The 26,687-nt window shown below is 57.9% G+C and carries 22 protein-coding genes; 11 read left to right on the top strand and 11 right to left on the bottom strand.

Annotated elements, in window-relative coordinates; all coding sequences use genetic code 11:
- A complete protein-coding gene (locus ACVWXZ_RS00230; protein ID WP_414357960.1) occupies positions 1-453 on the bottom strand; it encodes a hypothetical protein in 453 nt (150 codons plus the stop codon).
- A gap of 412 nt (positions 454-865) precedes the next feature.
- Between ACVWXZ_RS00230 and purN the strand changes: the two genes are divergently transcribed.
- Together purN and ACVWXZ_RS00220 are read left to right on the top strand one after the other, a co-directional pair.
- Positions 866-1,528: a phosphoribosylglycinamide formyltransferase gene (gene purN / locus ACVWXZ_RS00225; RefSeq protein ID WP_414352200.1), complete on the top strand. Its 663-nt coding sequence runs from the start codon at positions 866-868 to the stop codon at positions 1,526-1,528.
- Between the two features lie 26 nt (positions 1,529-1,554).
- The gene (locus ACVWXZ_RS00220) at positions 1,555-2,358 is read left to right on the top strand and encodes a PIN domain-containing protein (protein ID WP_457402108.1); all 804 of its coding nucleotides are present in this window, start codon (positions 1,555-1,557) and stop codon (positions 2,356-2,358) included.
- Positions 2,359-2,812: 454 nt separating this feature from the next.
- Here ACVWXZ_RS00220 and ACVWXZ_RS00215 read toward each other — a convergent pair whose 3' ends face one another.
- The 5 genes from ACVWXZ_RS00215 to mrdA form a co-directional block, all read right to left on the bottom strand.
- Positions 2,813-3,694: a hypothetical protein gene (locus tag ACVWXZ_RS00215; RefSeq protein ID WP_457402106.1), complete on the bottom strand. Its 882-nt coding sequence runs from the start codon at positions 3,692-3,694 to the stop codon at positions 2,813-2,815.
- Between the two features lie 282 nt (positions 3,695-3,976).
- Positions 3,977-4,636 (bottom strand): hypothetical protein, encoded by a 660-nt coding sequence (locus tag ACVWXZ_RS00210; protein WP_011432533.1) that lies wholly within the window; start codon positions 4,634-4,636, stop codon positions 3,977-3,979.
- 25 nt (positions 4,637-4,661) lie between these two features.
- Positions 4,662-5,795 carry a threonine-phosphate decarboxylase CobD gene (gene cobD, locus ACVWXZ_RS00205; protein WP_457402104.1) on the bottom strand — a complete coding sequence of 378 codons (1,134 nt, stop codon included), beginning with the start codon at positions 5,793-5,795 and terminating at the stop codon, positions 4,662-4,664.
- A 59-nt stretch (positions 5,796-5,854) separates the two neighbouring features.
- Entirely contained in the window at positions 5,855-6,160 is a 306-nt protein-coding gene (locus tag ACVWXZ_RS00200) for an HU family DNA-binding protein (protein WP_414332065.1), read from the bottom strand.
- A 315-nt stretch (positions 6,161-6,475) separates the two neighbouring features.
- Entirely contained in the window at positions 6,476-8,377 is a 1,902-nt protein-coding gene (mrdA, locus tag ACVWXZ_RS00195; protein ID WP_414373296.1) for a penicillin-binding protein 2, read from the bottom strand.
- Positions 8,378-8,502: 125 nt separating this feature from the next.
- Between mrdA and ACVWXZ_RS00190 the strand changes: the two genes are divergently transcribed.
- Positions 8,503-9,771: a lipopolysaccharide biosynthesis protein gene (locus ACVWXZ_RS00190; protein WP_414352208.1), complete on the top strand. Its 1,269-nt coding sequence runs from the start codon at positions 8,503-8,505 to the stop codon at positions 9,769-9,771.
- Here the strand turns inward: ACVWXZ_RS00190 and ACVWXZ_RS00185 are convergent.
- Complete coding sequence (locus ACVWXZ_RS00185) at positions 9,758-10,123, bottom strand: FHA domain-containing protein (protein WP_011432528.1); 366 nt, start codon at positions 10,121-10,123, stop codon at positions 9,758-9,760. The two genes, ACVWXZ_RS00190 and ACVWXZ_RS00185, sit on opposite strands and share 14 nt — an antisense overlap.
- Positions 10,124-10,240: 117 nt before the next feature.
- Positions 10,241-11,077 (bottom strand): SDR family oxidoreductase, encoded by an 837-nt coding sequence (locus ACVWXZ_RS00180; RefSeq protein ID WP_414343420.1) that lies wholly within the window; start codon positions 11,075-11,077, stop codon positions 10,241-10,243.
- A gap of 117 nt (positions 11,078-11,194) precedes the next feature.
- Here ACVWXZ_RS00180 and ACVWXZ_RS00175 point away from each other — a divergent pair, with 117 nt between their 5' ends.
- Positions 11,195-11,686 (top strand): YajQ family cyclic di-GMP-binding protein, encoded by a 492-nt coding sequence (locus ACVWXZ_RS00175; protein WP_011432526.1) that lies wholly within the window; start codon positions 11,195-11,197, stop codon positions 11,684-11,686.
- A 187-nt stretch (positions 11,687-11,873) separates the two neighbouring features.
- Here ACVWXZ_RS00175 and hemW read toward each other — a convergent pair whose 3' ends face one another.
- Positions 11,874-13,091, bottom strand: coding sequence for a radical SAM family heme chaperone HemW (gene hemW / locus ACVWXZ_RS00170; RefSeq protein ID WP_457402099.1), 1,218 nt, complete (start codon positions 13,089-13,091; stop codon positions 11,874-11,876).
- A gap of 68 nt (positions 13,092-13,159) precedes the next feature.
- On the opposite strand from hemW, the gene hisH reads away from it, so the two are divergent.
- The 5 genes from hisH (at position 13,160) to ACVWXZ_RS00145 (ending at position 23,041) form a co-directional block, all read left to right on the top strand.
- A complete protein-coding gene (gene hisH, locus ACVWXZ_RS00165; RefSeq protein WP_414328912.1) occupies positions 13,160-13,816 on the top strand; it encodes an imidazole glycerol phosphate synthase subunit HisH in 657 nt (218 codons plus the stop codon).
- 6 nt (positions 13,817-13,822) lie between these two features.
- Positions 13,823-14,284, top strand: coding sequence for an EVE domain-containing protein (locus ACVWXZ_RS00160; RefSeq protein ID WP_414388527.1), 462 nt, complete (start codon positions 13,823-13,825; stop codon positions 14,282-14,284).
- Between the two features lie 184 nt (positions 14,285-14,468).
- A complete protein-coding gene (locus ACVWXZ_RS00155) occupies positions 14,469-16,049 on the top strand; it encodes a hypothetical protein (RefSeq protein ID WP_011432522.1) in 1,581 nt (526 codons plus the stop codon).
- A gap of 12 nt (positions 16,050-16,061) precedes the next feature.
- Positions 16,062-17,387 (top strand): hypothetical protein, encoded by a 1,326-nt coding sequence (locus ACVWXZ_RS00150; RefSeq protein WP_011432521.1) that lies wholly within the window; start codon positions 16,062-16,064, stop codon positions 17,385-17,387.
- Positions 17,388-17,419: 32 nt separating this feature from the next.
- Positions 17,420-23,041: a DEAD/DEAH box helicase gene (locus tag ACVWXZ_RS00145; protein ID WP_414388537.1), complete on the top strand. Its 5,622-nt coding sequence runs from the start codon at positions 17,420-17,422 to the stop codon at positions 23,039-23,041.
- Between the two features lie 169 nt (positions 23,042-23,210).
- Here the strand turns inward: ACVWXZ_RS00145 and surE are convergent, their stop codons facing one another.
- Positions 23,211-24,008 (bottom strand): 5'/3'-nucleotidase SurE, encoded by a 798-nt coding sequence (surE, locus tag ACVWXZ_RS00140; protein ID WP_011432519.1) that lies wholly within the window; start codon positions 24,006-24,008, stop codon positions 23,211-23,213.
- Positions 24,009-24,424: 416 nt separating this feature from the next.
- Here surE and ACVWXZ_RS00135 point away from each other — a divergent pair, with 416 nt between their 5' ends.
- Entirely contained in the window at positions 24,425-25,090 is a 666-nt protein-coding gene (locus ACVWXZ_RS00135) for a Crp/Fnr family transcriptional regulator (RefSeq protein ID WP_011432518.1), read from the top strand.
- A 30-nt stretch (positions 25,091-25,120) separates the two neighbouring features.
- Positions 25,121-26,038, top strand: a complete 918-nt coding sequence (locus tag ACVWXZ_RS00130) for an alpha/beta fold hydrolase (protein WP_457402097.1) — start codon at positions 25,121-25,123, stop codon at positions 26,036-26,038.
- On the opposite strand, the gene ACVWXZ_RS00125 is transcribed toward ACVWXZ_RS00130, so the two are convergent.
- Positions 25,966-26,577 carry a Ycf51 family protein gene (locus ACVWXZ_RS00125; protein ID WP_414343408.1) on the bottom strand — a complete coding sequence of 204 codons (612 nt, stop codon included), beginning with the start codon at positions 26,575-26,577 and terminating at the stop codon, positions 25,966-25,968. The genes ACVWXZ_RS00130 and ACVWXZ_RS00125 overlap by 73 nt on opposite strands.
- Between the last annotated feature and the right edge of the window lie 110 nt (positions 26,578-26,687).

Raw genomic sequence — 26,687 nt, 5'->3', positions numbered from 1 at the left:
TCAAGATTGCCATTCTGCAGAGAGGCTGGCAAAATCCCCCCCATTGGCCCTGGGGTGACAATCCACACAGGCGCTCACCCGCACAGGAGTGGGAAACTCCACTTGCAGATGCAGGGCACGGAAATAGCGAGAATCTGCCAAGCGATAGGGCACCTGTTCCCCCTGTCGCAGGGGCCGGGAGTTGGGCCGCAAATAGCCCCAGGCCAGTTGTAAAGCCACACCGCTCAGGGGCTGGATCTGCTGGCCATAGTGGTTGGGATCCTGCAGCAGCCGTCGCCAGGTTTCAGTGGGCAACACTTGGGCGGGCAACGCCACATGGCAACCACCACAACTGCGCACATATTGAGCTTGCTCCAGTTGGGCTTGAGTCAGGCCCTGCTGGGCTTGTGCTCCCAGGTTCTGCGCTGATCCCGCCAGCAGGGATCCCATAAACCCGGACAGGATGACTACCATGCTGCAAATCCAAAACCGCCGGCGTCGTCGTTGCAAAGGAGCCATGCTCTCACACCCACTGCCCATGCTTTCCCACTCTAGACCCACTCTAGATCAGGTGGCCGCTCGCCACAGTGGGACGGAGTCCATAAGATCCGGCCTCAACTGCTGGGATCGACTTGATCGACTTGGCCTATTTTTGGAGGAGCTTGAGAGATCGCGGATCTCCTGCTGCATTTTCCGCATTTCTTGAGGCATCTCCCGCAGCTCCTCTTGGGCTTGATCCGTGCAGCGCTCGATGGCGCGGGTGCGCCTGTCAAAGCCGGCGACGGTCAAGTTTTTGGATCCCTCTCTGGATCAACCTGGCCAGAACCAGAAGGGAATCTGTTTGGGTTTAAAATAGCGGGGCTGCAGACTTTCCCACCAAGCGCTCATGAACCTACCCAGCTTACTCTGGCCGGATCCCGACGGGATCCCAGTGCCCTCTCAACCGGGGATCCTTGGCATTTTGGCTTCCGGCAATGGCAGCAATTTCGAAGCTATTGCCCAAGCCATTGAGGCTGGGGAACTGCAGGCCCAGATTGCTGTGGTCATCACCAACAATCCCAAAGCTTATGTGCGGCAGCGGGCCCAAAAGCGAGGGATCCCTTGCGTCTTGCTCGACCACCGAGACTACCCCTGTCGCGAAGACCTGGATGCAGCTATCCTCCAAGTGCTCTGGCAGCATCACGTGGAATGGGTGATCATGGCCGGGTGGATGCGCCTGGTTACCCAGGTGTTGTTGTCCGCCTACCCGGATCGCGTCTTGAACCTGCATCCTAGCCTGCTGCCCAGCTTCAAGGGCCTGCGGGCTGTTGAACAAGCCCTGAAGTGCGGCGTGAAAATTGCCGGCTGCACTGTCCATCGGGTCACCTTGGAAATGGACAGTGGCCCCATCGTGGCCCAAGCAGCCGTGCCGGTTCTGCCCGAAGATACCGTGGAATCCCTTTACCGGCGCATCCAGACCCAGGAGCACCGCCTCTACCCACTGGCCATCCGCCTCTGCCTGGCAGAGGGATCCCTGCTACCCAAGTCTTCGGGGAAGCTGCACAATTGAGGTTAAGTCCAACGCTGGCGCATCCCATGGCCGAGATCCCGCCTCTCCTCGTCTTCGATAGCCCGGTGATCCTGGCCGGTCGTCTGGCTCTATGGCAAGAGTGGGCTCGATTTGGGGTGTGTGTGCTGCCGCAGGCAGTGATGGCCGAGCTAGAACGCCTGAGCCGGCAGGCTATTGATCCCCAAGAAGAATCGACAGCCCGCGAGTTTTTGCGCCACTGGCCCAGTCTAGGGTTTGCCGTCTCAGAAGCCCGTGCCCTGGTGGGTGGTGCTGGTGCCGGCGATCAGTCCATGAGGGTACGTTTGGAAGAAGCGATTGCCGAATGCGCCTATGCCCTGGCCCAGCAGCAGCCGGGAACGCTGGTGGTTTTGGTCAGCAACGACCGGCCTTTGGTGGGGCAAATTCAGGGTCTGGGTCTCAACAACCTCTGTGCCATCTCTCTGGCAGAGCTGAACCGGTGGATGCGTCAGCAGCAGCGCCCTCAGGCTGTGGTTATGGCTTTGAATCGGTTACCAGGGCCACCCATTCCTGCCGCCCAGTTGACGTCCTCTACCCTCGCTCCACCTGCCCGTCCCTTGAGTTCCTCTCCAGCTTCCGGGAACCCCCCCGCCCAGGCGCGGCAGCGGTCTGGAGCTGCTCAGGTGGGGCCGAGCACAGCCCGCCTCTGGCCCTTTTTGAAAAGCCTACAGAATGCCCTTGCGTTGTTGCTGGCCCTGGTTTTCCTCTCGGCAACCGGGTTGCTGGCCTGGCGCCTGCTCGATCCAGAAGGAAGTGAAGGGATCTGGCGGCGGCTACCTCTCTCTCGGATCCCTTGGATTCGGGATCTATAGCCAGTTATTCCGAACCAACTTAAGACCCTTTCCGGTCTTCAGCCGGCCGCAGTCATTTTATAGTCGTTTCAGTTATTTCAGGTTAGGGTGAGACTCCTGGGCTGCTGATCGCGCCAGCGGGACGGAGTCCTTGAAAAGCCCTCTGGCCCTGTGCATTTAACGTTTGTTTTAGTGTTGTTTTAGGTGTGAGTGCAGTGTCCTAGTTGGAATGAAACGACCGTAATGAGGAATGAAACTGTTCCGTCGCATTGCCTGGGGGTGGTCGCGGAAGCGGCGTGGAAGGCTTGGGCGGCACCGCTGAGCAGTTGGGAAGCGTCTTAACCTAACTTGAAATGACTACAATGGGATCGACTCCAGCTCTTCTCCCAAGATGGGATCCCTGAAATACAAAGTTTGCTGCCAACCAGGATGAATTGGGTTTTGGCGCAGGTCAGCAGTGACGGGATGGCCAAAGTTACTGCTCAGCAATTGTAACGTTAAAGCCCTTATTTTTCAGGGTTTCCGCATGATAGCGGGCATACTCCAGTTGCTTAAATGCTGCCAACTGCACAAACTTCTGGCCATTCACATCTTTGACAAAGGCCCCATCAGAAACTTCTCGAGCACGTGCCAAGCTCTCATCTCCCGAGTAGGTAGTGAGCACCAAGAAGGTTCCCTCGCCGCGGTTCGGCCCCAGAGAGTCTACGCTGTTGTCGCTTAGGGGCACCACGTTCTGGGATCCCGCAGAAGTAGGCGATGAAGGTTGGGACGGGCGCTCCAGGCTGGCTGCCAACTGCTCCACCGTTTGCAAGCTGGGGGGAGAGGGTTCCTTGGAAGCCAAGGCCAAGTCGGTCTGCAGGCTGTCCAGCAGGTTAGGAACGCCTTGAAGAGGATCCACCTGCAAGTCCTTCCAGTCTGGGGTGGCCGCCAAGCCCAGGGACAACCGACCGGGATCCAAGCCACCAGAATAGAACTCCTCTCCCACCTGCCCTTCCACCGGTTCCAGTGGGATCAGGGGCAACTGAGCCAAATCCAGCTGGGCAGGGATCCCTTCTTCCGCCCTGCTGGCAGCACTTTGGGGCAGGGACAGTTCTTCCGGCCAGATCAGCCAGCGCACCCCAAAGCCAATCCCCGCGCAGGAAAGCACCCACAGCAGCAAGACCCAGAGGGGCGAAAAGGCCCCGGAGGGCCGCGGCATCTCTTCCTCTTCCAAGTCTTCCACCACCTCTTGAATGAGCACAGGTGAAGGGCGCTGTACAGAGCTGGTATTCCCAAGCTGACCTGCTCGTGGGGGCGGGACAGAGTCCATGCGCTGCAAACGCTGCCAGAGGCGGAATCGCTCCAGTTCTTTCAGCACATCCAAATGCAGATGGCTCAGCGCCTCCTGAAGAGCAAGTTGAGGAACTGGATGTGAATGGGACTGCTGTGCCGGAGACAGGGGTTGGGTAGGGTCTGGGGGAAGCGGAGAAGGACTCATAGACAGCCCACACTCAACTTGATGTAAAGTCGGAGAGCAAACAATGCCGATCCACTGTTACAGCCGGAAACAGCCTAACAGGAGAACCCACCTTGGGAACAAGGATTGCCAGCGCCCCATACCTTGCCATAAACCACCATGCCACAGGGCTATGGCAGTCTTCTAGGGCTTTGCCTCCAGATAGAGGGCACGCACATCTGTCGGTAGGTTCTGAAGCAAGATCTGGCGGGCAGAGGCAACGATGGCATCCACGTCTTCTGGGGCGAGGTAATATCCGTCAGCCTTGAGTTGGTCGGCAATGCGAACCGGTGGCCAGCCAAAGCGATCCCGCAGCAGCAGAATGAAGCGCAGATCCCCCGGCAAGGTATCCAAACCAGCAGTCAAATAACAGGCCAGTGCCGGTGAAAGAGAGGACTTTGCCCCGCCTCTGGTGGAGTCGAGACTGCAAGAAGCTTGAGGGCGGGTGGGGATCCCATCCAAGGATTGGATCAGCTCACGGGTTTGCTCCGCCAGCCAGGGTCGCAGCACAGGATCCCCTTCGCCAGCCGCTTCTTCCACAAGGCTGTGGACATCTAGGCGCTGTAGGCGCAGGTAAAGCCGCAACCAAACCTGCTCTCGATAGGCAGCCCACTGCTCGGGCGGCAGATGTTCGGCAAGGATCCCGTCCACCCACTGGCAGTAGCGGCAAAACAGGCTGATGAAGTAGCGGGCCACCTCCGGCTGCCGTTGAAAGGCCCGCAGCAACTCCAGATCGCTGTAATGGGCCACCCCCCGCACGATAGGGGCGTTGCATTCCGGCCAAAAGGCGGTAGCTTCGGGCATGAGAATTTCTCCCGCAGAAAAATCCCTAGCTATTCTCCAGGATCTCCCGGCAGGCGGATAACAACTGCTCCTGCTCCGGCAGGGTGCGCAGGCCAATGCGCAGGTAGCGATCTCCCAGCTCGGGAAAACTCAGGCAATCCCGCACCAGAATCCGGTGCCGCTGCAGCAGCGCCCGCTGAATTTGCGTGGCAGAGCCAGGGCAGCGCACCAACACAAAATTGGCTTGACCAGGCCAGGGATCCCAGCCGGGCAGCGCTTGCAAACCCCTGAGCAAATGCTCTCGGGCCACGGGTAGCCAGGCCAAGGTGCGCCGGCGGAAGTCCTCATCGGCCAAAGCTGCCGCCACTGCCACTCCCGCCAATCCGTTGACGCTCCAGGGATCCCGCCACTGCCGCCAGCGCTGCCAGTGATCCGGGTGCCCCACCGCAAAGCCAATGCGCAAGCCGGGCAGGGTGAAAAACTTGGTGAGGGAACGGATGACGATGGTGTTGGGATGAGCCGCCAGGTAGGGGATCAAAGTTTGGCTGCGGGGCATTGCCGACGGGCTGGAGTTTGAGCTCAGGGTGGGCTCCCCCGGCAAAAAGTCCATAAAAGCCTCGTCCACCACCACCCGGTCGAACTGGGGCAGGAGAGGCAGGATATCTTGCTGCGGGATCAGCCAGCCCGTCGGGTTATGAGGGTTGTTCAGCCAGAGCACTCGGCTCCCCTTGCCTGCCGCCGGAAGCGGCTCCTGGAGAAAGGCGAAACTAGGGGATCCCTGGCCGGGGAAAAAAGGCAGCGGCTTGATGGTCGCCCCTGCTGCCCGCAGAGCCCGCGCATAATCCCCAAAAGCAGGCTGGGGCAGCCATACCTCCCGCCCTTGCGCATCCCGGGCTGCCCAGGTGAGCAACTCCGCTGCCCCATTGCCCACAAAGATCCACTCAGGATCGACGGCCCAATGGTTGGCTAAACAGATGCGCAACTCCCGATAGTCGGGATCCGGGTAGCGGCTGATTACAACCGGGTCTGCTGCAGACAGCGCCTGAGTCAGAGCTTGCAAGACCGATTCCGGTGGGCCCAGCGGATTCAAGCTGGCCGAAAAATCCAGAATCTCCTGGGGAGAGCAGCCAGCGATTGCTGCTCCCCAAGCCCAATTGCCACCATGTCGAGGCTGCTCCACGCCCTACCCAGCAGCCGTTCGCGTCAGCGGGACGGAGTCCTTGTCCCAACCCGGCGAAATTAAGATTTCCCCCCTGCTACTGCTTCGCGGAATGACTTGCCCGCCGTAAAAGTGGGGACGATGCTCTCTGGGATCACCATTTTTTGGTTGGTTTTCGGGTTGCGACCTTCCCGCTCTTTGCGCTTGCGAGCCTCAAAGGAGCCGAAGCCCACCAGGGTCACCTTCCCCTTGGGTTCACCGTTTTCATCGCGGGATGCGACCTCCTCGACAATGATCTCCAGTGCGGCGGAAATGACAGCCTCCGCTTCTTTTTTGGTTACATTGGCGCGATGAGCGACGGCATCAACAAGTTCTGCCTTGTTCATCCTGATCTCCTTTTGAGTTAGGCAATAAAGTTAGAGCGTTCCCTGGATCGCGGATTCGCTCAGGCGTTGCAGAGCGGCCACGGCCCAGAGTGTTCTCAGTGTGTGGGAGCGGGGCTTGCCCTGCAATGCGCCAAGGCGCCACTGGCGCGAATGGCAGGATTGTGGCAGTTGAGCTCCAAATCACTGACATATTCTACAGCTAAGTTAGGGCAGAAGCCTGCTGGGCAAGGGGTTTTAGGGGATCTTAACGCAATTTTCTGGGAGACAAGAGACTGCATATACCCAGTTGGCTCGGATCCGACAGAAAGCTAGGGCTCACGACTCGGGTCGGAAGTAGGCCCGCATCACCTCTCGAAAGATGGGAGCGGCCCGTGATCCACCCCCACCGCCGCTGTTTTCCAGAAAGACCACGACCACCAATTCGGGCCGGTCGTAGGGAGCATAGCCAACATACCAAGCGTGGGATCGCCGCGGCGGATCCTCTGCGGTGCCGGTTTTACCAGCCGTTGGGGGAAATCCTGGCCCCAGGTTGGCGTTGCCGCCAGTGCCGTAAACCACGACATCTCGCAGCCCCTGCTGCAGGATCTCCAGGGTGGCAGGGGAAAGACCTACCTTTTGGCGCAGCGGCACAGGGCTTTCCGGGATCACCTGGTGCGAGAGCAAGGGGCGCACCCGCCAGCCCCCATTGGCCACTGCCGCCGTTACCACCGCCATTTGCAGCGGCGTAGCGGTAATAAATCCCTGGCCGATGGACATGTTGACCGTGTCGCCCACATACCAGGGCTCGCGCCAGTGGCGCTGCTTCCACTCAGCATCCGGCACCAGACCCGCGGCTTCCCCTTTGAGGCCAATCCCGGTCAGTTGTCCCAACCCAAAGCGGCGCGACCATTCTTGCAAAGGGGCAGCCTTGGTGCCGAGGGCGATTTGGTAGAAAAAGGTGTCGCTGCTGTAGGCCATCGCCTGCCGGTAGTTCAGCCGCCCGAAGCCGGCCCGGTTCCAGTCCCAAAAGCGCCACCCTCCCACCTGGATGTAGGGGCCGGTCTGCAGCACCGTATTCGGGGGAAAGGCTCCCGACTCAATCCCGGCAGCGGTGGTGATGATTTTGTAGGTGCTGGCGGGGGGATAGGGCCGCAGGCCGCGGTTGAGGAAGGGAAAATCCTGCTGCTGCAGGCTCTCCCACTGGGCTTGGGTGATGCGGCTGGAAAAGAGGTTGGGATCAAAGGTGGGATAGCTGGCCATGGCCAGGATCGACCCATCGCTGGGATCCATGGCGATCACCGCTCCTTTTTGCTGGCCGAGGGCTCGCTCTGCCGCCTGCTGCAGCCGCACATCCAAAGTGAGCTGCAGGGTGTTGCCCGGTTGGGGCGCTTGTTCCCCCAGCACCCGCAGCACCTCTCCCATGGCGTCCACCTCCACCTGTCGCCCGCCCCATTGGCCGCGCAGATGGTTCTCGAACAATTCCTCCACTCCCATTAGGCCAACGATATCCCCCAGGCGATAGCTGGGATCCGCCCGCAGTTGTTCCTGCGAGATCTCGCCGGTGTAGCCCAGCAGGTGAGCAGCCAAGTCGCCGTGGGGATAAAACCGCACCGTCTCCGCCTCCACCATCACTCCCGGCAGCTCGCGGCTCATCTCCTCCAGTTGAATGACCACCTGGGGGCTGGCGTTGCGCAGGATGCGCACGGGAAAAGGGGAACGATATCCAGCCTGTTCTAGCTTTTGGGCGATCTCCTCAGGGGCGATGTTCAAGTAGTCTGCCAACTTGGGGATCATCTCCTGCCAGCGCTGCCGAGACTGCACCAGAGGCCAGAGGAAGACCGAGTGGGACAATCGGCTGCCCGCCAGCAATACACCGTTGCGATCCACAATGCGCCCGCGTTCTGGCGGCTGGGGCAGCAGGCGAATGCGGTTGGTATCGGCCAACTGGCGGTAATACTGGGTGCGCGCCAACTGCAGGTAGGCCAGACGGGATCCTAGCCCTCCGAACAGCAGCAGGCTGGCCAGCAAGAGCAAGACAACGGCCCGATAGCCTTGCCCCACCGTTTTGGTCGGCAGGGATCCCAGCCAACGAGGACTACCGCCGTCCGGCGGGGGTGGGGGAAGCACCCGGCGGGGGGCAGGCGGTCTGGAATGGGGGGAGAACAGGGCTTGCGGATCCCGTCCTGCCAAGGTGTGGGGGCTTCGCGCGGCGTTGCTGACGGGGTAGAGTTTGGCCATGAACTTGCCAGAAGAATTGCAACCGATACACCCAAAATCAAGAGGAGATGCCCGCTCTTGGGCGGGCCCTCTCAGCATCCATCCAGTATCCCTGGCTCTGGCAAGCCTCGTCCAGGAGTGGCAGCGTGGATAGAGCAGAACAACAGCGGCTACGCCAGGCTGCCTGGCTGATGGTGGGCAATGGCCTGCGCCTGGGGTTGTCTGGGGCCTATTTCATCCTGTTGGCGCGGCTGTTGGGGCCGGAAGCCTTCGGGGTTTTCTCCGCCATCTTGGCCTGCAGCAACCTGGCCGCCCCGTTTGGCTATTTGGGCCAATCGGAACTGCTGATCCAGCGCCTCAGCCGGCAGGGATCCCCGACTTGCACCCAGGGGATTGGCCCCAGCTTATGGTTGGCGGGATTGGGCTGTGGGGGGATGGCGCTGGTGTTGTGGCCCCTCTTGAGCGTTTGGCTGGCCGGGACGCCGGCAGCGGTGGTGGGGGTATTGCTTTTGAGCGATCTGCTGTTCATCGCGGTGCCAGAGGTGTACAGGGGGATCCTGATCGGGAGAGAGCAGGCTGCTGGGGTAGCCCTCATCGACACGGGCATGGCGCTGGGGCGATTGGGGGCAGTGTTGTTGGCGGTGGCCTTGGGCTGGGGATCCCTGGTGCAATGGGCTGTTCTGTACGGCCTGATGGTGTTGGTCGTGCTGCTGCTGATCGCGAGGGGGATGGGACGGTGGAGCGAGCCTTCTCTCCCCTTGGCCCTGAGCTGGAGAGATCTGCGGGAACGGCTGACAGCGGGCTGGGACTTTGCGGTGGGGCTGGCCGCGGTGAAAACCTTCACCGATTTGGATAAGCTGCTCTTGCCCCGTTTGGCCTCAGCAGCAGCGGGGGGTCTTTACAGCGCTGCCTATCGGGTGATCAACTTCTCGCAAACGCCGATGATTGCTCTGCTCACCAGCCATTTTGCCGAGCTGTGCCGCCAAGGCCAAAAAGGACTCCCACAAGGCTGGCGCTACGCCTGTCACCTTTCCCCTTGGGTGGTGGGCTACGGCAGTTTGGCCGCCCTGGGGCTGGCGCTGGGATCCTACGGGATCCCCTGGGTGCTGGGATCGGCTTACCGGGAAACGGCCCTCATCCTGCGTTGGCTCAGCCCGGTCATTTTGCTAGAGGGGATCCACCTTTTGCTGTCTCACCTGCTCACCGGGGCAGGGTTGCAAAAGCCCCGCAGCCGTCTGCAACTGATGGCTCTGGGGCTGAATGGGCTTTTGAATGCGGTTTGGATCCCAAGGTGGGGTTGGCAGGGGGCGGCCCTAGCGACCTTGCTGTCGGAGATGGCCTTGGTGCTGGCTTTGCTGCTGTTGATTGGGGGGCGATTGCACGCTCTGCAGAGATCTGGGCCTAGGGAGCCTTAACAATTTTGTAGGTGGCTTTGGCATCGGGGCCAAAGGTGATCACATCCCCCGACTTGAGCTGGTGGGTGGTCAATTTCTGGCCGTTGATCAACAAGCCATTGGTGCTGGGCCGACCCTCCAAATCCCCATCCAAAATGCGGTAGCAATATTCTCCCTCTCGCTCGGCGGGAATCCGCAGCAGCATGGCGTGGTAGCGGGAGGCATACTGAGAGTTGAGACAGATGTCGTTCGCCAAGTCCCGACCGATGAAGTATTTGGCGGATCCCAGCACCTGGGTACGGCGGCCATCTCGGTCTTCCACGATCAAGATGTGCTGGTGGGTACCGGAAGGAGAAGGCACAGATTCAACCATACTTCCGCTGCCAATACCAGTGTTTAACGGTACCTCAAACTATACCCAAGTTTAGCCCTCTTCCTGCTGTTGCTGGGTCTGCAAAACCGCTTATTATCCAGCACCCAAGAACCTGACCTAGCGAGGAACATTCTGGAGCAGTGAGCCGACCCATCCGGGGAAGAGGGTGTAAGCTCCTACCGCCCATTGGGCCATGCCCACCACCACCTCTGACTTGGACTGGCGAGCGGCGTCCCAAATGGCTTCGGCAACTTCTTCCGGCTGGCTGGCCCAGAAACTCTCCAGCGCCTGTTGCATTTGCTCGCGGGCTTTGCCACCTGAGGTTTGGGAGTGGCCATCGGGAGAGGACTCTGGCCCCACCTCATCCAGAAAAATGGCTCGCTTGAGGAAATTGCTGCTGACGATGCCCGGATGGACGCCAATTACCTGGATCCCTTGGGGTTGCAGTTCCAGACGCAGCGCTTCTGTCAGCCCACTGACCGCGTACTTGCTGGCACAATAGGCGCTCATCTGGGGCAGGGGCATTTTGCCGCCAATGGATCCCACGTTGATGATCTGGCCTTTTTTGCGCTTCAACATGTCGGGGAGCACGGCTCGGATGGTGTGGAGGTAGCCCCAAAAGTTGACCGCCATCAAAGCCTGCCAGTGTTCCAGGGTAGTTTGCAAAAAAGGGCCACTCATGCAGATGCCGGCGTTGTTGATCAGGCAATCGATGCGGCCATAGCGTTCCAGAGTTCTCTCCACCAGGTTTTGCACCTGTTCTGGCTGCGTGACATCGGTGGGAACGGCCAAGACCTCGGCATTTAGGCTTTGCTCTAGGTCGATGGCCGTTTGCTTCAGGGTTTCGGCAGTGCGGGCAGCCAGCGCCAATCGGTAACCCCCACGGGCAAAGGTAAAGGCAGTAGCTCTGCCGATGCCTTCAGAGGCGCCTGTAATTAAAACAACATCGGCCATCCTGCTTCTCCGCAAATCTGGACTGGGATCCTTCTACCTGTTGTAGCTTCTCCGAGAGTTAGGGATCCCTGCTTGGCTGAGGGCTTAAGATACTGAACGATAGCGAAGATAAGGTTTATGGCCTCTACCTACTCATTTGATATCGTCAGTGATTTCGATCGGCAGGAACTGGTGAACGCTGTGGATCAAGCCCGACGGGAGATCAAACAGCGCTACGACCTCAAGGATACTCAGACGGAAATTGAGCTGGAGGAGGGATCCCTGACCATCACCACCGCCAACGACATGGCCCTCAACTCCATTCGGGATCTGCTTCTTACCAAAGCAGCCAAGCGGGGTCTATCCCTGAAGATCTTCGACTTCCAACCCCCAGAGAGCGCCGGCGGCAACCGAGTGCGCCAGGTGGTTCACCTGAAAAAGGGCATTGATGCCACACTGGCCAAACAGATCGCCAAGCAAATCCGCGACAACTTTAAGAAAGTGCAGCCTGCCATTCAAGGGGATCTGGTGCGCGTTTCCGGCAAGGATAAAGACGAGCTACAGGCGGTCATTCAAATGCTTAGGCAGCAGGACTACCCGGTGGCGCTGCAATTTGTCAACTATCGATAGGGATCCTCTGGGCTTCCGTATCTTTCCCCTCAACCCCTCTTGCAAGATTAGAGATCTCAGGATCTGTGAAATGTTGGGTTTAATGGCTGCTGGAAATGGTGATGGCCTACGCTCCTCAAAGCTTGAGTTTTCGGCCAATTGGGACAGGGGGCTCTGGTGAGAAATCTTGTGAAAGTAACCGTCGGAATCAAGCCAGCAAGTCTCTGAGAATCTCATTGGAAAATAGCCAGCCATCGGGCGGAATCAGCCGTAGCCGGCCTGCCTCACAACTGGCCCATCCCTTCTCAAAATAGGGATCCAGCCTCTCCAAAGCTTGCTCGACCTTTGCCCGGCCAAAACGCTCCTGTAAATGGCACAAATCCAGACCTTCCTTTAGACGCAACCCCAACATCAAAGTATCCATCCAAACTTCCTCTGGGGATGCTTCAGGAGGGAGAGGGTGGACTCCGACTTTCACCTGCTCGAAGTAGTGGTAAAGGGTTTTGGGCTGCTGAATGCGCCGTCCCCCCTCGTAGCCGACGGATCCCATGCCAAAGCCAAAGTAAGGGCGATTTTTCCAGTACACTCGGTTGTGGCGACAGGCGTAGCCGGGGCGGGCAAAATTGGAGATTTCGTAGTGGATGTAGCCCGCTTCGGTGAGCAGCTCCCGCGCCATTAGGTACATGGCAACTGTGGTTTCCTCGCTGGGCAAAGGTGCTGCTCCCGGTCGGTACATCCGACCAAAGCGGGTTCCCGGTTCAATCGTCAGATCATAGACGGAGACATGGGTGGGGTTAATCTCAAGAACAGCTCGTAGAGACTGCTGCCAGTGTTCCAAAGTCTGGTAGGGCAGCCCAAAGATCAAATCCAGGTTGAAATTCTCAAAGCCCGCCGCCTGCAAGTCGGCCACGGCTTCGTAAACTTCCTCCACTCCATGCAGGCGACCACAAGCGGCCAGCAGCTCTGGCTGAAATGCCTGTACCCCTAGGCTGATGCGGTTGACCCCCAGCTCCCGGTAGCCCGCCAACTGCTCCCGCGTCAGGGTGCCGGGGTTGGCCTCCAGAGAAATCTCGCAGTCGGGATGAAACGGGATCCTCTCCCTCAATTGAGTCAAGATCCGCCCCAGTTGCTCCACCGTCAGCAGAGAAGGGGTGCCACCCCCGAAAAAAATGCTGGTCAACGGTCTGGGATCCCCGGCCAGATGGCGGTAGCGGTAGGCGCCGCCGATCTCTCGGCAGAGCATTTGCACGTAGGTTTCCATCAACTTGCGGGTGCCCAGGCCGGTGGCAAAATCACAGTAGTGGCAGCGTTGCCGACAAAAAGGGATGTGCAGGTAAGCCGCCTCAGGCCAATCAACCTGGTCGCGACAGGGTTGCGGAGCAGTACCGGTCGGAGTGGGATCGTGCGAAGCAATTGCCACAGCCATGAGTCAGCTCAAACGGGTTAGAACCACTATACTGATAGACTCCGAAACTCCTCACGAGAAGGGATCCCATGGGGACTGTACGCCTGGCGGTGATCGACTATGAGGCGGGAAATCTGCATTCGGCTTGCAAAGGGCTGGAGCGGGCCGGAGCTGAGGTGCAGCTAGTAACAGAGCCAACTGGACTAGCGGCTTTTGACGGCATTGTCCTGCCCGGCGATGGGGCCTTTGACCCAGCCATGCAGCAGCTGCGGGCGCGGGGCTTTGGGAAAGCGATCCGGGAAGCTGTGGAGCGGCAACAGCCTTTTTTAGGCATTTGCCTTGGGCTGCAAGTTTTGTTCGAAAGCAGCGAAGAGGGAACAGAGCCAGGGCTGAGCATTGTGCCTGGACGGGTGCAGCGCTTTCGACCGGAGCCGGGCTTGCGTATCCCCCACATGGGCTGGAACCAGTTGCACCTTACCCAACCCCAATCGCCTCTTTGGGCAGGGATCCCGAATCAAAGCTGGGTTTACTTTGTCCACTCCTACCACGCAGTGCCCAATGACCCAAGCTGGGTGGCTGCTACCACCCAACACGGCAGCCAAACCTGTGTAGCCGCTATTGCCCGCGGCACCTTGTTTGCTACCCAATTTCACCCCGAAAAGTCGGGCCCTGTTGGCTTGCAGATGTTGCAAAACTTTGTCGAGTTTGCTGCCCGTTGCTCCCTTTTATCTGCTCCCAGAGCTTAGTGCCCCATGAACTACTGGCTGATGAAATCTGAGCCCAGCGTTTACAGCATCTGGGATCTGCAGCGGGAAGGCCAAACCCTCTGGGATGGCGTGCGCAACTACCAAGCCCGCAACTATCTGAAGGCAATGCAGCCTGGGGATCGCGCCTTTTTCTACCATTCCAATGCCGAGCCACCCGGAATTGCCGGTTTGATGGAGATCCTGGAAACCCACGTGGTGGATCCCAGCCAGTTTGATCCGACCAGCCCCTACTACGATCCCAAGTCCACTCCAGCAGATCCCCGGTGGTACACGGTGCGGGTGCAATTTTTGGCTGCTTTTGAAAGAGTGATCCCTTTGGCCAAATTGCGGGCCACCTTCACCCCGGAGGAGCTGGAGGTGGTGCGGCGGGGCACACGCCTGTCGGTGATACCTGTGGCTGCAGAGGTTGCGGAGCGCTTGCTCTCACTGGCAAACCTCTCCTCTTGATCTGGGGTAAGCTTCCCGACGGTCTCGCCCGACCATTTCCTCTCCGAGGCAGCTAGCCTCTACAGCGCCGACTCTGTTTTGCTGCCAATTTGACCTAAAACAAACATAAAGGGATTCAAAAAATAGGAAACTGGGCATTCAACGCCTGCCTAGGCTTGAGGAAGGAACCCAGGGCGAGGTTACTGTGGCGCTGCACAACAACTATGCCCGCTGGAACCAAGCAATTGTTCAATGGGCAACGCTGGGAGTTCCTCACGGTACGCCAGTTTACCTCAGCGTAGATGAAGAAGTTTTAGCAAGTCTAGGCTTAGGCCCAGTTGAGGACTTTTGCCAAGCCGTGCGCGCCCAGGTGGTAGATGGCCAGCGAGTCCAGCTATCAACTCTGCAAAACCAAAGCTTGCCCGAACCAGCAGGAGTTGCCTTCTTGGCGCTGATGGTGCTCGCCGCCAACGACATGGTGAGGGATGAGGAGCTGGATGAGAGGGACTTCTTTACCCATTTTTGTCAACGATTGGGGGTAGGCGGCGACACTCGTCCCACTGGGATGAAAGCTGGAGATGAAGAAGGCCTATGGCAGGAGTGGAACCAATGGCTAGAGGTAAAGGGATGGATTGCCACCGCCGAGCCAGGGGAAGGCCCGCGCCGGTATTTGAATTACCCCATTTCCCAAACCCTGCTGCGGAAAGCGGACATCCAAAAGCTCTGTTGCCTGTTTTACGAGAAAAACTGGACTACCGCCCGCAGCGAAACTAAGTTACTGGTGGACTTGGCGAGCGAAAAAAACCTGAACCGCCATCTGGAAGAGCTGCTGGACGATCGCCAGCGACACGAGGTACTGGGCGCCGAAATCCTAGCCGTCCATCAGGAGTGGTTAGACGCACAATGCCCGAAACCTGAACAATTTAGCCGACGTCCCCCCACGTGCCTGATTGCAGGGCTGTATCGCACCGAAGATCGGTGGGGGAATCCAGAGTACTACCCTTACCCCAAAGTTCCGCGTCGTTGGCCAGTTGCCGAGGTGACCGTAGAAAACCTAGGTAGCTTGCGTTGTGAGCGCTCTGGTTGGTTTTTCCCTGTTGGCGCACCGCTTTCTGCTGCCGATCTAACAACGGGGAAGTCATGGCCGATTCGAGATCATGCCCACTTGCGGGAACTCCAGCTGCCAGCTCGAGACTTTTGGGTCTTGGTGCCCGATCCTGAGAACCCCGAGTCTAGTGCGCTGGCTAGTTGGGGAGCACCTAAATTGGGCAGTCATTTCACAGTGCTGTTTCGGGAAGCACTCTGGTTGGACTTGCAGCAGCTACGAGAAGAAAAGCTGCTGCAGTGGGAGGGCGATCGCCAGCTTGCCTTTGAAGTAACCTCTGGCTGGTGGGAAATCCAAGAATGTCAGGTGCTGGCGCCGGTATGGGACGGTTTGTTTTTACAACATCCTGAGCTGAAAGAGGCCTTACAACCACGCGATCGTCTGCACATTGCCTTGGGTGGAGGGCTACGGGTACCGCAAGGACAAGGTTGGCTCGAGGGTCACTTGCCAAAGGTGACTGTGTACGGGTTTCAGCCTACGGTAGCCGTGACTCTAACTGAAGTGCGTACCGGGAGCATATATCTTCCAGAAGACCATCGCTCTACCAACCAGCCTTGGGATTTGCCCGCAGACTTACCTCCCGGTACTTACCAAATCCAAGTACGGGGCGGAACTGCCCACCAGGAACGCTTTTTGAAGATCCTGAGTTGGGGTGATTTGTCATTAGCTTCCCTAGAGTAGAGGCATAACTCTATGTCGAAAAAATCTTCTCGGTCAGAGCAAACTTACTGGGGCTTTCGCACCCATACCTCCAGATACAAACCCCAAAAGTTGCTGAATTACTTACAAAAGCGGGTTACTCAAGAAAACTTGGCCGATGTTGTGTCTCATGTTCGTATTGAGAAGGGCATTAAGGAAAGAAGTAGGGGAGAGTATTACTTCTACTTGGGTATTAAGACAAATGCGCGCTCTGATTGGTCATCCACACAAAACACCCTTGAGCAACTGATTAAAACAGTGAGAGGTATCAGTATAGTTAGGATTCGAAGAGAAGGATTTTGCTGGGAAGATATTCGACACATGGTGGGTATCGCCTATGAGTTGGAACGGGATACCCAACCCATTGAGTATTTCCAAGTCAAGCGGCCACCTAAAGTCAACCCACTTGGTTTGGAAACACCTATAGCAGAGGCGGCAGGAAGCGATCGCTCCCAGCCGTGCGAACAGCTGCTTTGGTGGTTATCGGCAGCCGGTTCTGGTTCTTGGGAAACCTTTCAAGCCGTATGCAGTCACCTAGATCTAGTCCAACCGCGTCGGTTGTGGCGTCGGCTGCAGTTGTTAGGGCATCTTCTGGCAGCTCAGGATGGTCAACACTGGCAAATGCAGCCACCTTCCCTGCAGCCAGTGAGCAAAAATTGCTACGTGCTGTACGGTCAGCGAAACGCCAGCCTGCAAGAGTCTTTGCAGCAGTTTGGTCGCCTTGTGAAGATCCCTCAACCTCGAAGGGATGCTCCACCCTGTTGGCAGCTTGAGCTGCAAGCTGATGCTGCCAATGCAATTGCCGAGTTACGGACCAAATACCCTGCCCTAGCCATTCGTCCGGTCGAGGCCCCTCCTCCTTGGGCTGATTGGGTAGCTACGCTAAAGGTCGTCGATTGGGTGCCACTTCACCGCTATCGACTAAAGCGCTACGATGGGAGCAGCTTCGTAGATGTGCCAGACGCCGAGGAAACGGGTTTCTACGAGCTGTACGAGGAGGGATCCCAACAGCAGCATGCCCTATTCTACGACCGCCAGCACAACGCTTGGTACAGCGCCGAATGGTACAGTTTACGTTTTTTGGCTTTGACTCATCTTGCTCCCAAAAACCTATCAGTTAGTTACGACCCCAATGCCCAAGAACTATCGATCCCTATCAGCCAGCGCTGGCCGCTAGCCTACGAACGCTACTTGGTCATGCAATCGGGTTGTCTGCCTCGCTACAATCGCACAACAGAAGAACTGATTTATCAGAACATTGCACCAACTGTGTGGCAAGTCATTGGTGAACAGCTGCCGTTTTTTGATCTGGAGAAATAGTTACAGTTTTTGCCAAAGGCAAAGGAAAAACCATGTACGACCTCGTCGGTATCTATCAGCGGTTAGATCGAATCTACCAGCTTTACATTAGAAGTGCTTTTCCCTTACGTTACCCTGCTCTTAGCGCCGAGCGGGATCGCCACTTGCAGTACAGACCTGAGAATGCTCTGCTTAGTACTCCTCCCCTATTGGAGCCTACACCACTCTACCCTTCTTCTGGCAAAACCCTTGAGGAAGCAGCGAAAGCTTTACCCGCTGGTTATGAAGATTTGGTACATCTAGGCCAGTCTTTATTTCCAAACTTTCCGCTGTATGAGCACCAATGGCAAAGTTTGAAGGCAGCCATCGTTAACCAGAAGGATATTGTAGTAACAACGGGAACTGGTTCTGGCAAAACCGAGTGTTTCTTGTTGCCAATCCTAGCCCACCTTGCCCGGGAATCCCGTACCTGGGATCCCATGTCCCCTCAGAGTGGCGATACGTTCTGGTGGCAGCAGGAAGACAATCCAAAGTGGGTACCACAGCGCCAAGGGCAACAACGACCGGCGGCGATACGGGCCTTGATTCTCTATCCTTTGAATGCTCTGGTGGAGGATCAATTGCGACGGTTGCGCAAGGTGTTGGACAGTCCGGAAACCCATGCCTGGCTCGATCGCGAGCGCGGCGGCAATCGCATCACCTTCGGTCGCTATACGGGACAGACACCCCTCCCCGGTCGTCAGACCCCTGAAAAGGTCAAAGAATTGGCCAAGCTATTGAGAGATCTTCAGGAGCAGCAGGGAAGAGTTGCTGTTCGGAACAAGAATTCGGATAAAGATTCGGATTTAGTATTTTATTTCCCTCGCTTAGATGGGGGAGAAATGCGCTCACGCTGGGACATGCAAGAACATCCCCCAGATATCCTGATTACCAACTATTCCATGCTCAACATTATGCTGATGCGGCAAATTGAGGCTGGGATGTTCGAGCAAACGAAAGCGTGGTTGCAAGCGGATCGAGGTAATAAATTCTTGCTGATTGTGGATGAGTTGCACACCTATCGCGGGACACCAGGGTCAGAAGTAGCTTATTTGCTGCGCTTGCTGCTGTACCGCTTGGGGCTAACAGTCAACTCAGAACAGCTACAAATTTTGGCGACCAGCGCCAGCTTGGAAGAGGGCGAGGCGGGCCGCCGGTTTCTCCGGGAGTTTTTTGGGCGCGATAACTTTGCGGTGATCGCTGGAGAACAAGTTGCTCCGGATCCCGAAGCCCCAGCGCGAGTGCGTCAGTATCAAGTTGCTTTTGCTCAATTTGCCAGAGATGTGCAGGCGGATCCCCTCCAGCCCCTGCGACCTCTCCCTATCCCCGAAGAAGCTCTGACCAAGCTGGTGCAAGAGCTGGGGGGCGATCCCAGCTCAAAACCACTGGAGCAGGCTTTGGGGGAGTGCCTCGAAGAACTCAAGGTTGGCGATGCCTTGCGGGAGGCCTGTCGGCAAGCTAGTGGCAGCGTGCGCGCCACCCCCATCCAAAAAGTTGACCAGCAACTGTTCCCGGGGGCGGCCGTGCCCCAAGGCGGTCTGGTCTCCGAGGCCTTGCGAGGATTGTTGATGGCGACGGCGGTAGCTCAGCGAGAAGACGGGCGATCGCCCCAGCCCGTGCGCGGTCACCTTTTCTTTCACAACCTGCAAGGTCTCTGGGCGTGCAGCAACCCTCACTGCAGCGTTGCGCAACGCTCTCCGGAGAACAACCAGCCGCCTTCACCCATTGGCGCTTTGCACAGCCAACACCGTCTCAGTTGCGACTGCGGGGCGCGTGTCCTGGACTTGATCGTCTGCGAAGTTTGCGGGGAGGTATTCCTGGGGGGCTATGCATACCAATCCGGCGAGTCCCTTATCCTCACTCCCGATCAACCTGACTTGGAAGGCATTCCTGATTTGGTGAACCTTACGCAGAGGTCTGGGAATTATCGCGTTTTTTGGCCCCTGCCCCACGACCCGGAACCTTGGGCGACCCAGCCGCAATATTTGGAGTGGACTGCTGGCAAGGCGAAGCGGGGGTGGGTTGAAGCCAAGCTCAACCCCGCTACTGGTGAACTCCGACAAGATAAAAGCCCCCCTAGAGAAGGCGAGGTTCCCGGCTGGGTGTACCAAGTGAAAGAGGGGGATGGGAATCAGCCCGCCTTGCCGAGCCGCTGCCCTCGCTGCGATACCGATCGCGCTCTCCGTGAGGCCTATCCCACTCCTTTGCGCGTGCACCGCACTGGATTCCAAAAAGCCTGTCAGGTGATTGCCGGAGCTTTGTTGCGGGAAATGCCAACACCGCAATCCCGCAAGCTGGTGGTTTTTTCCGATAGCCGCCAGGACGCAGCCAAGTTAGCCGCCGGTATGGAAATGGATCACTATCGCGATATGGTGCGCTTGCTGCTAGTGCGATCAGCAGAGGAGTATAGGCAAGACCTGCGGGCCTTTCTGCGCTGTGAGTTGCCCAGTCCAGAGGAACGACAGCAACGGTTGCGAGAATATCCCCGGTTGCTACAAGACGTTGAGGGGATGGCGGAGGATTGGGCAGCACGGGATCGCTTTCTTAATCGGCAAGGTGACATTGCTACAGAAGCTCTGCTTTGGACTCAAAACCGGCGACCTGCCAACGAGCAAGTTCGTGAACTGTGGCTCGAGATGCTCAAGTCTTACGGCGAGAAAGTTCCTCTCCTTGCCTTGCGGCGCACCCTGGCAGACCTGCTCTTACATTTGGGACTGTGCCCTGGCGGGATGTCCTTTAGCGCCCTTTACTATTCCGTCAATAAGGATCGGCATCCCTGGACTGAGCTCTACAACTGGCAAAGTCAACCAGTAACACGAATTGCTGCCCGAACACCAGAGCAAAACAGACACCTCGATGAACTCGATGCCTATTTAGCTGATGAAATGATGTTTACGCTGTTTGCCCATGCGGTCAGAAACATCGAGTCTTTTGGACAGGGCTATGTTACAGCTCAAGTTCCTCCGGAACTGCAAGACGTTGCCAGCGCGGTTATCCGCCAATTGGGAATTCGCAAGCGGCATCGATACTCCAAATTCTGCAGACCGGGTACTAGGCGGGAATTACCCCAGTACGTGGAGCGATACTTGAGAAAATTAGAGGAACAGGGCAAGCCAGACTTAAAATCCCAGATCGAGCGGGAGTTGAACAAAATCGGTACCCGTAGCGAGAACGGATTGGTTTTGGATCCAGATCGCCTCTACCTTGTGCCCGTCTCTCGCGAAGGTCTTCAAGGCTACCGCTGTCCTCAATGCGGGGCCTTTTACTTGCACACTGCGGGGGGATGGTGCCCAGAGTGCAGTGGCGGTCGCAACACCAGCAAACGCTCTGACCCGCAGGCCATCCGACTGCAGCCGAGCAGCTTGCCGCGCGATTTGGATTACTACGCCTACCTCTCCGACCCTGAAAACGAACCGTTTCGGATGAATGCTGCCGAATTGACAGGGCAAACCGACAAGGAGGATCGCCTCAAACGGCAGCGCTGGTTCCAGGAAGTGTTCCTAGAGGGAGAAATACCGCTGGCTCAGGGCATTGATTTGTTAAGCGTGACTACCACTATGGAGGCTGGCGTAGACATCGGCGGCCTGCTGGCAGTGATGATGGCAAACATGCCGCCCCGACGGTTCAACTACCAGCAGCGGGTGGGACGGGCTGGTCGGCGCGGTGCCGGGGTCTCCTTGGCAGTTACGTTTTGCCGGGGTCGCAGCCATGACGATTTTTACTTTCAGCGCCCTGAGGCCATTACCGGCGATCCGCCACCCCCGCCCTACATTGACCTGCGCAGCCTCACCATTGCTCGGCGCGTCGTCGCCAAAGAAGTCTTGCGGCAGGCTTTTCAAGATCTATCGGTTGCAGCGGATCTCGAAGATGCAACCAGTGTCCACGGCGAATTTGGCTTGGCCAAAAACTGGCGGCAAGTGGAACCGTCGGTTCGGGATTGGATTGACAACCATCCCCAAGACATTCGAGCTGTGATTGCCCAACTTTGCCAGCAGACTTACATTTCAGCCGAACAGCAGGAAGAGCTGTATCGCTACATCCGCGAGGAGTTGGTCAATAAAATTCGCGAGATTGCTGAGTCTGAAGCCTACAGCCAAGATCAACTTAGCGAACGTCTGGCCAATGCCGGCATTTTGCCCATGTTTGGCTTTCCCACACGGGTGAGGTTACTTTACACTCGCTGGTCTGCCAGCGAAGGCACCATTGATCGCGACTTGGATACGGCGATTGCACAGTTTGCCCCTGGCTTGGAAATCGTCAAAGATCGGGCAGTACACACCGCCTGCGGATTGGTGGAGTTGGTGCCTCACCCAAGAGGCGTACAATCGCGTCCCGGCTTGGTGCCGCCCCTCGACAAACCCAATCGCTGGCTAGGTCTGTGCTGCAACTGTCAAGCCATGATAGAGGACTACCAGCCACAGCAGCCGCTTTGCTCTCCTCCCCCAGCTACCCACAAGCCGGCAAAGCAAGCCTGTCCGGTATGCCAGCAAACCACCCTCCGCTGCATTGATGCGCGGGAACCCAGGGGCTTTTTCACCAACTTGCAGCCGCGGGATTTTGATGGTCAATTTGAGTGGCAACCCCGCGTCAGTCGGCCAACCTTGGGCGCGGACGGACTTAAGGCGGAAGCGACGACCGCAACGACCGGCAACGCTCACCTGCGGGGAGGCAGCGATGACGTTTTAATCGTCAATGATCGCGGCGGCGAGGGGGGGTTCCTGTTACAAGCGGATAAGAAGTGGCCAGGAGCTTATGTTTGTCCTGAAGTTCAGGGGAAACGTTTCGAAGGAATAGGCCCTACCTATCGGATTGCCCTACTGTCTAAGCGACGCACTGACGTGCTGCTGGTCAGCCTTCAAACTTGGCCGCCTGGCGTGTTTGCTGACTCAACAACTGTGGAAGGGCGAGCAGCTTTGTATTCCTTCGCCTTCTGGTTGCGAGCGGCTGCCTGCACCTTTTTGGATGTCGATCCTGACGAGTTGCAAGCCAGCTTTCAGACAAAGGAAGAGGCTGGCCGAGTGGTGGGTCAGGCTTTTCTGTTCGACAAGCTGGAGAATGGCGCGGGGTATTGCCTCTACCTCGCTCAGCCGGAGGTCTTCTCGAAGCTGCTGGAACAAGAGGACTTGTCTCAACCCAACAGTTTGGCCTTCCGTTGGCTGCAGCACCAGCAGACCTGCGACACGTCCTGCAACAACTGCTTGCGCGATTACTCCAACCTAGCCTACCACGGGCTCTTGGATTGGCGACTAGCCTTGGATATGGCGCGCCTTCTGCGAGATGCTAGGGCACCGGTCGATTTGCAGAGCCCTTGGGGGGAAGAGCAGGAAAATCCCTGGCGGCGCTTGGTGGAGCAGGTACTGCCGCCACTGCTGGAAAACCTAGGCTTCCAGCAAGTGTCTCAGGATTTTCTCCTGCCGGTGTGGACGGGAAACCGGGGGCGGGAAGTGCGGATTGTGCGCCATCCTATTTGGACTGATGAGCATCCCATCTGGCAACAAACTGTTGAGCAAGTCCGTCAGGCCTATCCCCAGGCCCACATTCAGGCAATCAATCCTTTTTTGACGTTGCGACGACCAGGGGATGTCTTGGCAAAGTCAACAAAAACTACCCGCTCTAAGCGTCCTGGTGCTGCCTGACTTTATTTCGCTCAGTTTCTTTAGCCTGCGGTGGAAGAGGGCAGCGCGACTCAGTAGTCCAACACTGCCGACGCTCTCTCTACGGGCTAAACACGTTGGCAGAGGCGATTTCTTTCTATTCCAGGGCCTAATAGCCTTTCTATTCTCTGACTCTGAACTGCGCCAATCCCTACAGAGCTCCCTCCAATCCAGAGCCAAAAGCCGAGAGCCCCCACTGCTGCAAGCTATCGAAGGCAGCATAAGCCGTTAGATCTGGCTGCAGGGGCGTAATCGACACATAGCCCTCAGCAACCGCCCGCACGTCCGAACAGGGATCCACCTCCTCTTCCACCACCTCTCCAGCTAGCCAGTAGTAGGCCTTGCCGCGCGGATCCACCCGTTTCTCGTAGAGATCTGTGTACTTGCGCCAGGCCAGGCGGGCCAAGACCATGCCGCGTATTTCAGCCAGCGCTAGGGGGGGCACGTTGATGTTCAACAGCATCGGCTCCCCCAGGGGTTTCAGGCTCAGTTTCTCCAGTAGCTTCAGCACCACCTGGGCCGCTGGTTGAAAATCCTGATGGGTAAAACTGGCCAAGCTTACTGCCAGGCTAGGGATCCCTTCCAATAGCCCTTCCATTGCCGCCGAGACGGTGCCGGAGTAGAGCACATCCGTGCCCAGATTGGCTCCCTGATTGATGCCGGAAATCACCCAATCGGGAGGACGATCCAATAGCCCGTCCAGACCTAACTTGACACAGTCGGAAGGGGTGCCCGAACAGGCCCAGGCCTGCACTTCTGGAGGAAATCCCTCCCGCACCGGATCCACCCGCAGCGGCTTGTGCAACGTCAGGGCGTGGCCGGTGGCCGAGCGCTCCCGATCCGGACAGACCACCGTTACCTGGTGCCCCCCCAGCTGGGCCAGCGCTGCCGCCAAACACCGCACCCCTGCCGCCTGGATGCCATCGTCGTTGCTGATAAGAATGTTCATCCCAGCCACCCCACACCCGCCCTTAGACATACACCAGTCTGACCCAATGATCTGCGCTGATCCCCCAGGTAGCCGAGTTCAGCGGCAGAATCTGAAAATTTACGGCTTCTTGGGGTTATTATTGGACGTAGCCTTTTGAACAATATCAGTAGGAACACAATGTCACCCCATGAGGTCAAGTGCCATTATGAAGCTAAGGTAAAGTAAACCCTGCGGTTTCCTTCCTCTTTGTATTTGCCTTCTTGTGTGTATCTTGCTGTTTCTCCATCCCCATCTTCCTAAGACTCCGTCCCGTTGACGTGTAGGTGCTCCGCACCGCCGGCGCGAACGCGGAAGCGTTGCATAGCCTACAGCCGGGTAAAGCTGGAAAGTCTGTAAAACCCATCAGGTCGCTCGAGCGACAGGAAGTTGATCTCATGTCACTTGTTTCCATCACATCGGCAACAGAGGCTCAGGAATGGCGTGAGCTTTGCCAGTGGGCCGAGGAGCACTACCGCTGTCGCACCTTTCCCAAAGACGTGCGCATTCCCACTCGTCCGGGATTGGTGTACATCACCCAAGAGGGAGTGGTGCGCCTGGTCAGCCAAACTCCAGAGCGGCGGGAGGTCTTTGTTGGGTTCATCACGGCTGGATTTCCTTTTGAGCTGAGCAACCCAGAGCGCTTTGAGTTGAAAGCCTGCACCCACGCCGATCGCACCACGGTGATGTGGTTTTACTGGCAGGATCTGGAGCAGTGGCCCTATCTGCACCAGAAGATTCAGGAAAACTTCCGCCAGCAACTGCAACGGAAGCTGCTGTGGTTGGGAAATCTGGGCCAACGGCGCGCCATCGATCGCCTCAAGGGCTTCTTGAGCCTGTTGATCGAAGAGTATGGACAGCCCTGTGAACAAGGGATGTATCTCCCCTGGCCCCTTACCCATGCGCAGATTGGGGATGCCATTGGGGCCACTCGTGTGACGGTGACTCGTCTTCTGGGATCCCTGCGTTCGAAAGGGTTTGTGCAGGTGCTGGATCAAAACTTAATTTGCATTCCCAACGGGGTAAAGCTCCAGCCCACTCCGAAGAAGGCGGCCAGCGCCTAACCCTGCTGTCTAGATGCTATCCAGAGTGTTATGCCTACAGCAGTCGGGAACTGCACTGCTGACGCGATGGGCCTGCAGCTCCACTATCGTACTTGGGGAGAAGGGATCCCCTCCCTCCCAATCTTGATGCTCCACGGCCATCCGGGCAATGCCGACTGCATGGCGGTATTTGCAGAGGCAGTGGCGGGGATCCACCCCTGTGTGGCGCCAGATCTGCGTGGCTATGGACGTTCGCAGGTGGTGGATCCCTTCGAGATGGAGGAGCACCTGGAGGATTTGGAATTACTGCTCAATCGCCTGGGCTGGCAGGCGTGTCTGGTTCTGGGCTGGTCTTTGGGCGGGATCCTGGCCCTGGAGTTGGCTTTGCGGCTGCCGGAGCGGGTAAAAGGCTTGGTTTTGGTGGCCAGTGCCGCCTGCCCCCGCAGCAACCATCCCCCCACCGATTTTTGGGATCAGGTCAACACCGGCGTTGCCTCGCTGCTCAACTGGCTTTGGCCCGGCTGGGAATGGAACATCGAGACCTTTGGCCGTCGCTCCCTTTACCGCTACCTGATGCAGCAACAGACCCCAACGGCCTATCGGTATTTGGCGCACATGGCCTTGCCCGCCTATCTGCACACCTCCCCCCAGGCTCGCCAAGCTCTGCGCGCCGCTTTGCAACGGGGCTACAACCGCGAGGGAGATCTGCACCGAATTCGCATCCCGGTACTGCTTATGGCCGGCGAGCGGGATCGCCACATCACCGCCAACAGCAGCCTGGCCACAGCCCGCGCCCTGCCCCACTGCACCTGCATTGTCTATCCCAACGTGGCTCATCTCTTTCCCTGGGAGATCCCCGACCGGGTGGGACAGGATCTGCGCCGCTGGCTCAGCGCTCAAGACTGGGCAAGTGGGATCCCGGTGGTTGGCTCTTCCGCTCCCTCTGCAGACAAGGCGGCAGAAGCCTGACCCTGGGCCAACTTCCGCAGCCGGGCAAAGGCCTCTTCCTCTAGATGGATCTGCTGCTGCTGTTGTTCTTCTGGGGTGCGCAGGCGCTTTCCCAACGGCTGTTGCAGCGTGCCCAAGAGCAACGGCTCGGAAACTCCCGGCTCGGGATGGATGACGGTGCGGGCCCGCAAGGTGAACACCGGCGAACCGGTGGAGAAGCGGCCCGGGGATCCCAAATCGCTGGCCGCCTGCTTCAGGGTGAGGATCAGTTGCTCTGGGGTGATATCCGGGCTGACAGCAATAACCGCTCGATCCGCCCCTTGGTCATAGACGGTGGTGTAGGGGGCAGCACCGGGAATGCGGGAGCGAAAGATCGGCCCCAAGCTGAGGGCAAAACATCCCGCTGTTAAAACCAGCGCAAACGCCGTGTAGCCCACCAGCGCAAACTTCAAGGGCCAATTGCGGATCCAGGCCAGCAGGGTGAGCACAGCCAGCAAGCCTGCTAGACCTAGCCCAATTTGGGTGGCAGAGGCAAAGAAAGATTCCAAAGTTGCATCCATGATTCCCCAGTTTAGCGGCTAGAGCTTCATCTCTAGGATGCAGGATGAGCCCGATTCTGGCTGCCCTATCTAAGGACTCCGTCCCGCTGGCACCCTGCTCCAGAAGGGCT

It is taken from the genome of Thermostichus sp. MS-CIW-38, from assembly GCF_054058415.1.
This window is presented reverse-complemented; position numbering and strand designations above follow the sequence as displayed.

Coding starts and splice junctions, on each gene's coding strand:
- ACVWXZ_RS00230 (WP_414357960.1), bottom strand. CDS start 453: ATGGTAGTCATCCTGTCCGGGTTTATGGGATCCCTGCTGGCGGGATCA.
- purN (WP_414352200.1), top strand. CDS start 866: ATGAACCTACCCAGCTTACTCTGGCCGGATCCCGACGGGATCCCAGTG.
- ACVWXZ_RS00220 (WP_457402108.1), top strand. CDS start 1,555: ATGGCCGAGATCCCGCCTCTCCTCGTCTTCGATAGCCCGGTGATCCTG.
- ACVWXZ_RS00210 (WP_011432533.1), bottom strand. CDS start 4,636: ATGCCCGAAGCTACCGCCTTTTGGCCGGAATGCAACGCCCCTATCGTG.
- ACVWXZ_RS00200 (WP_414332065.1), bottom strand. CDS start 6,160: ATGAACAAGGCAGAACTTGTTGATGCCGTCGCTCATCGCGCCAATGTA.
- mrdA (WP_414373296.1), bottom strand. CDS start 8,377: ATGGCCAAACTCTACCCCGTCAGCAACGCCGCGCGAAGCCCCCACACC.
- ACVWXZ_RS00185 (WP_011432528.1), bottom strand. CDS start 10,123: ATGGTTGAATCTGTGCCTTCTCCTTCCGGTACCCACCAGCACATCTTG.
- ACVWXZ_RS00180 (WP_414343420.1), bottom strand. CDS start 11,077: ATGGCCGATGTTGTTTTAATTACAGGCGCCTCTGAAGGCATCGGCAGA.
- ACVWXZ_RS00175 (WP_011432526.1), top strand. CDS start 11,195: ATGGCCTCTACCTACTCATTTGATATCGTCAGTGATTTCGATCGGCAG.
- hemW (WP_457402099.1), bottom strand. CDS start 13,091: ATGGCTGTGGCAATTGCTTCGCACGATCCCACTCCGACCGGTACTGCT.
- hisH (WP_414328912.1), top strand. CDS start 13,160: ATGGGGACTGTACGCCTGGCGGTGATCGACTATGAGGCGGGAAATCTG.
- ACVWXZ_RS00160 (WP_414388527.1), top strand. CDS start 13,823: ATGAACTACTGGCTGATGAAATCTGAGCCCAGCGTTTACAGCATCTGG.
- ACVWXZ_RS00150 (WP_011432521.1), top strand. CDS start 16,062: ATGTCGAAAAAATCTTCTCGGTCAGAGCAAACTTACTGGGGCTTTCGC.
- ACVWXZ_RS00145 (WP_414388537.1), top strand. CDS start 17,420: ATGTACGACCTCGTCGGTATCTATCAGCGGTTAGATCGAATCTACCAG.
- surE (WP_011432519.1), bottom strand. CDS start 24,008: ATGAACATTCTTATCAGCAACGACGATGGCATCCAGGCGGCAGGGGTG.
- ACVWXZ_RS00135 (WP_011432518.1), top strand. CDS start 24,425: ATGTCACTTGTTTCCATCACATCGGCAACAGAGGCTCAGGAATGGCGT.
- ACVWXZ_RS00130 (WP_457402097.1), top strand. CDS start 25,121: ATGCCTACAGCAGTCGGGAACTGCACTGCTGACGCGATGGGCCTGCAG.
- ACVWXZ_RS00125 (WP_414343408.1), bottom strand. CDS start 26,577: ATGGATGCAACTTTGGAATCTTTCTTTGCCTCTGCCACCCAAATTGGG.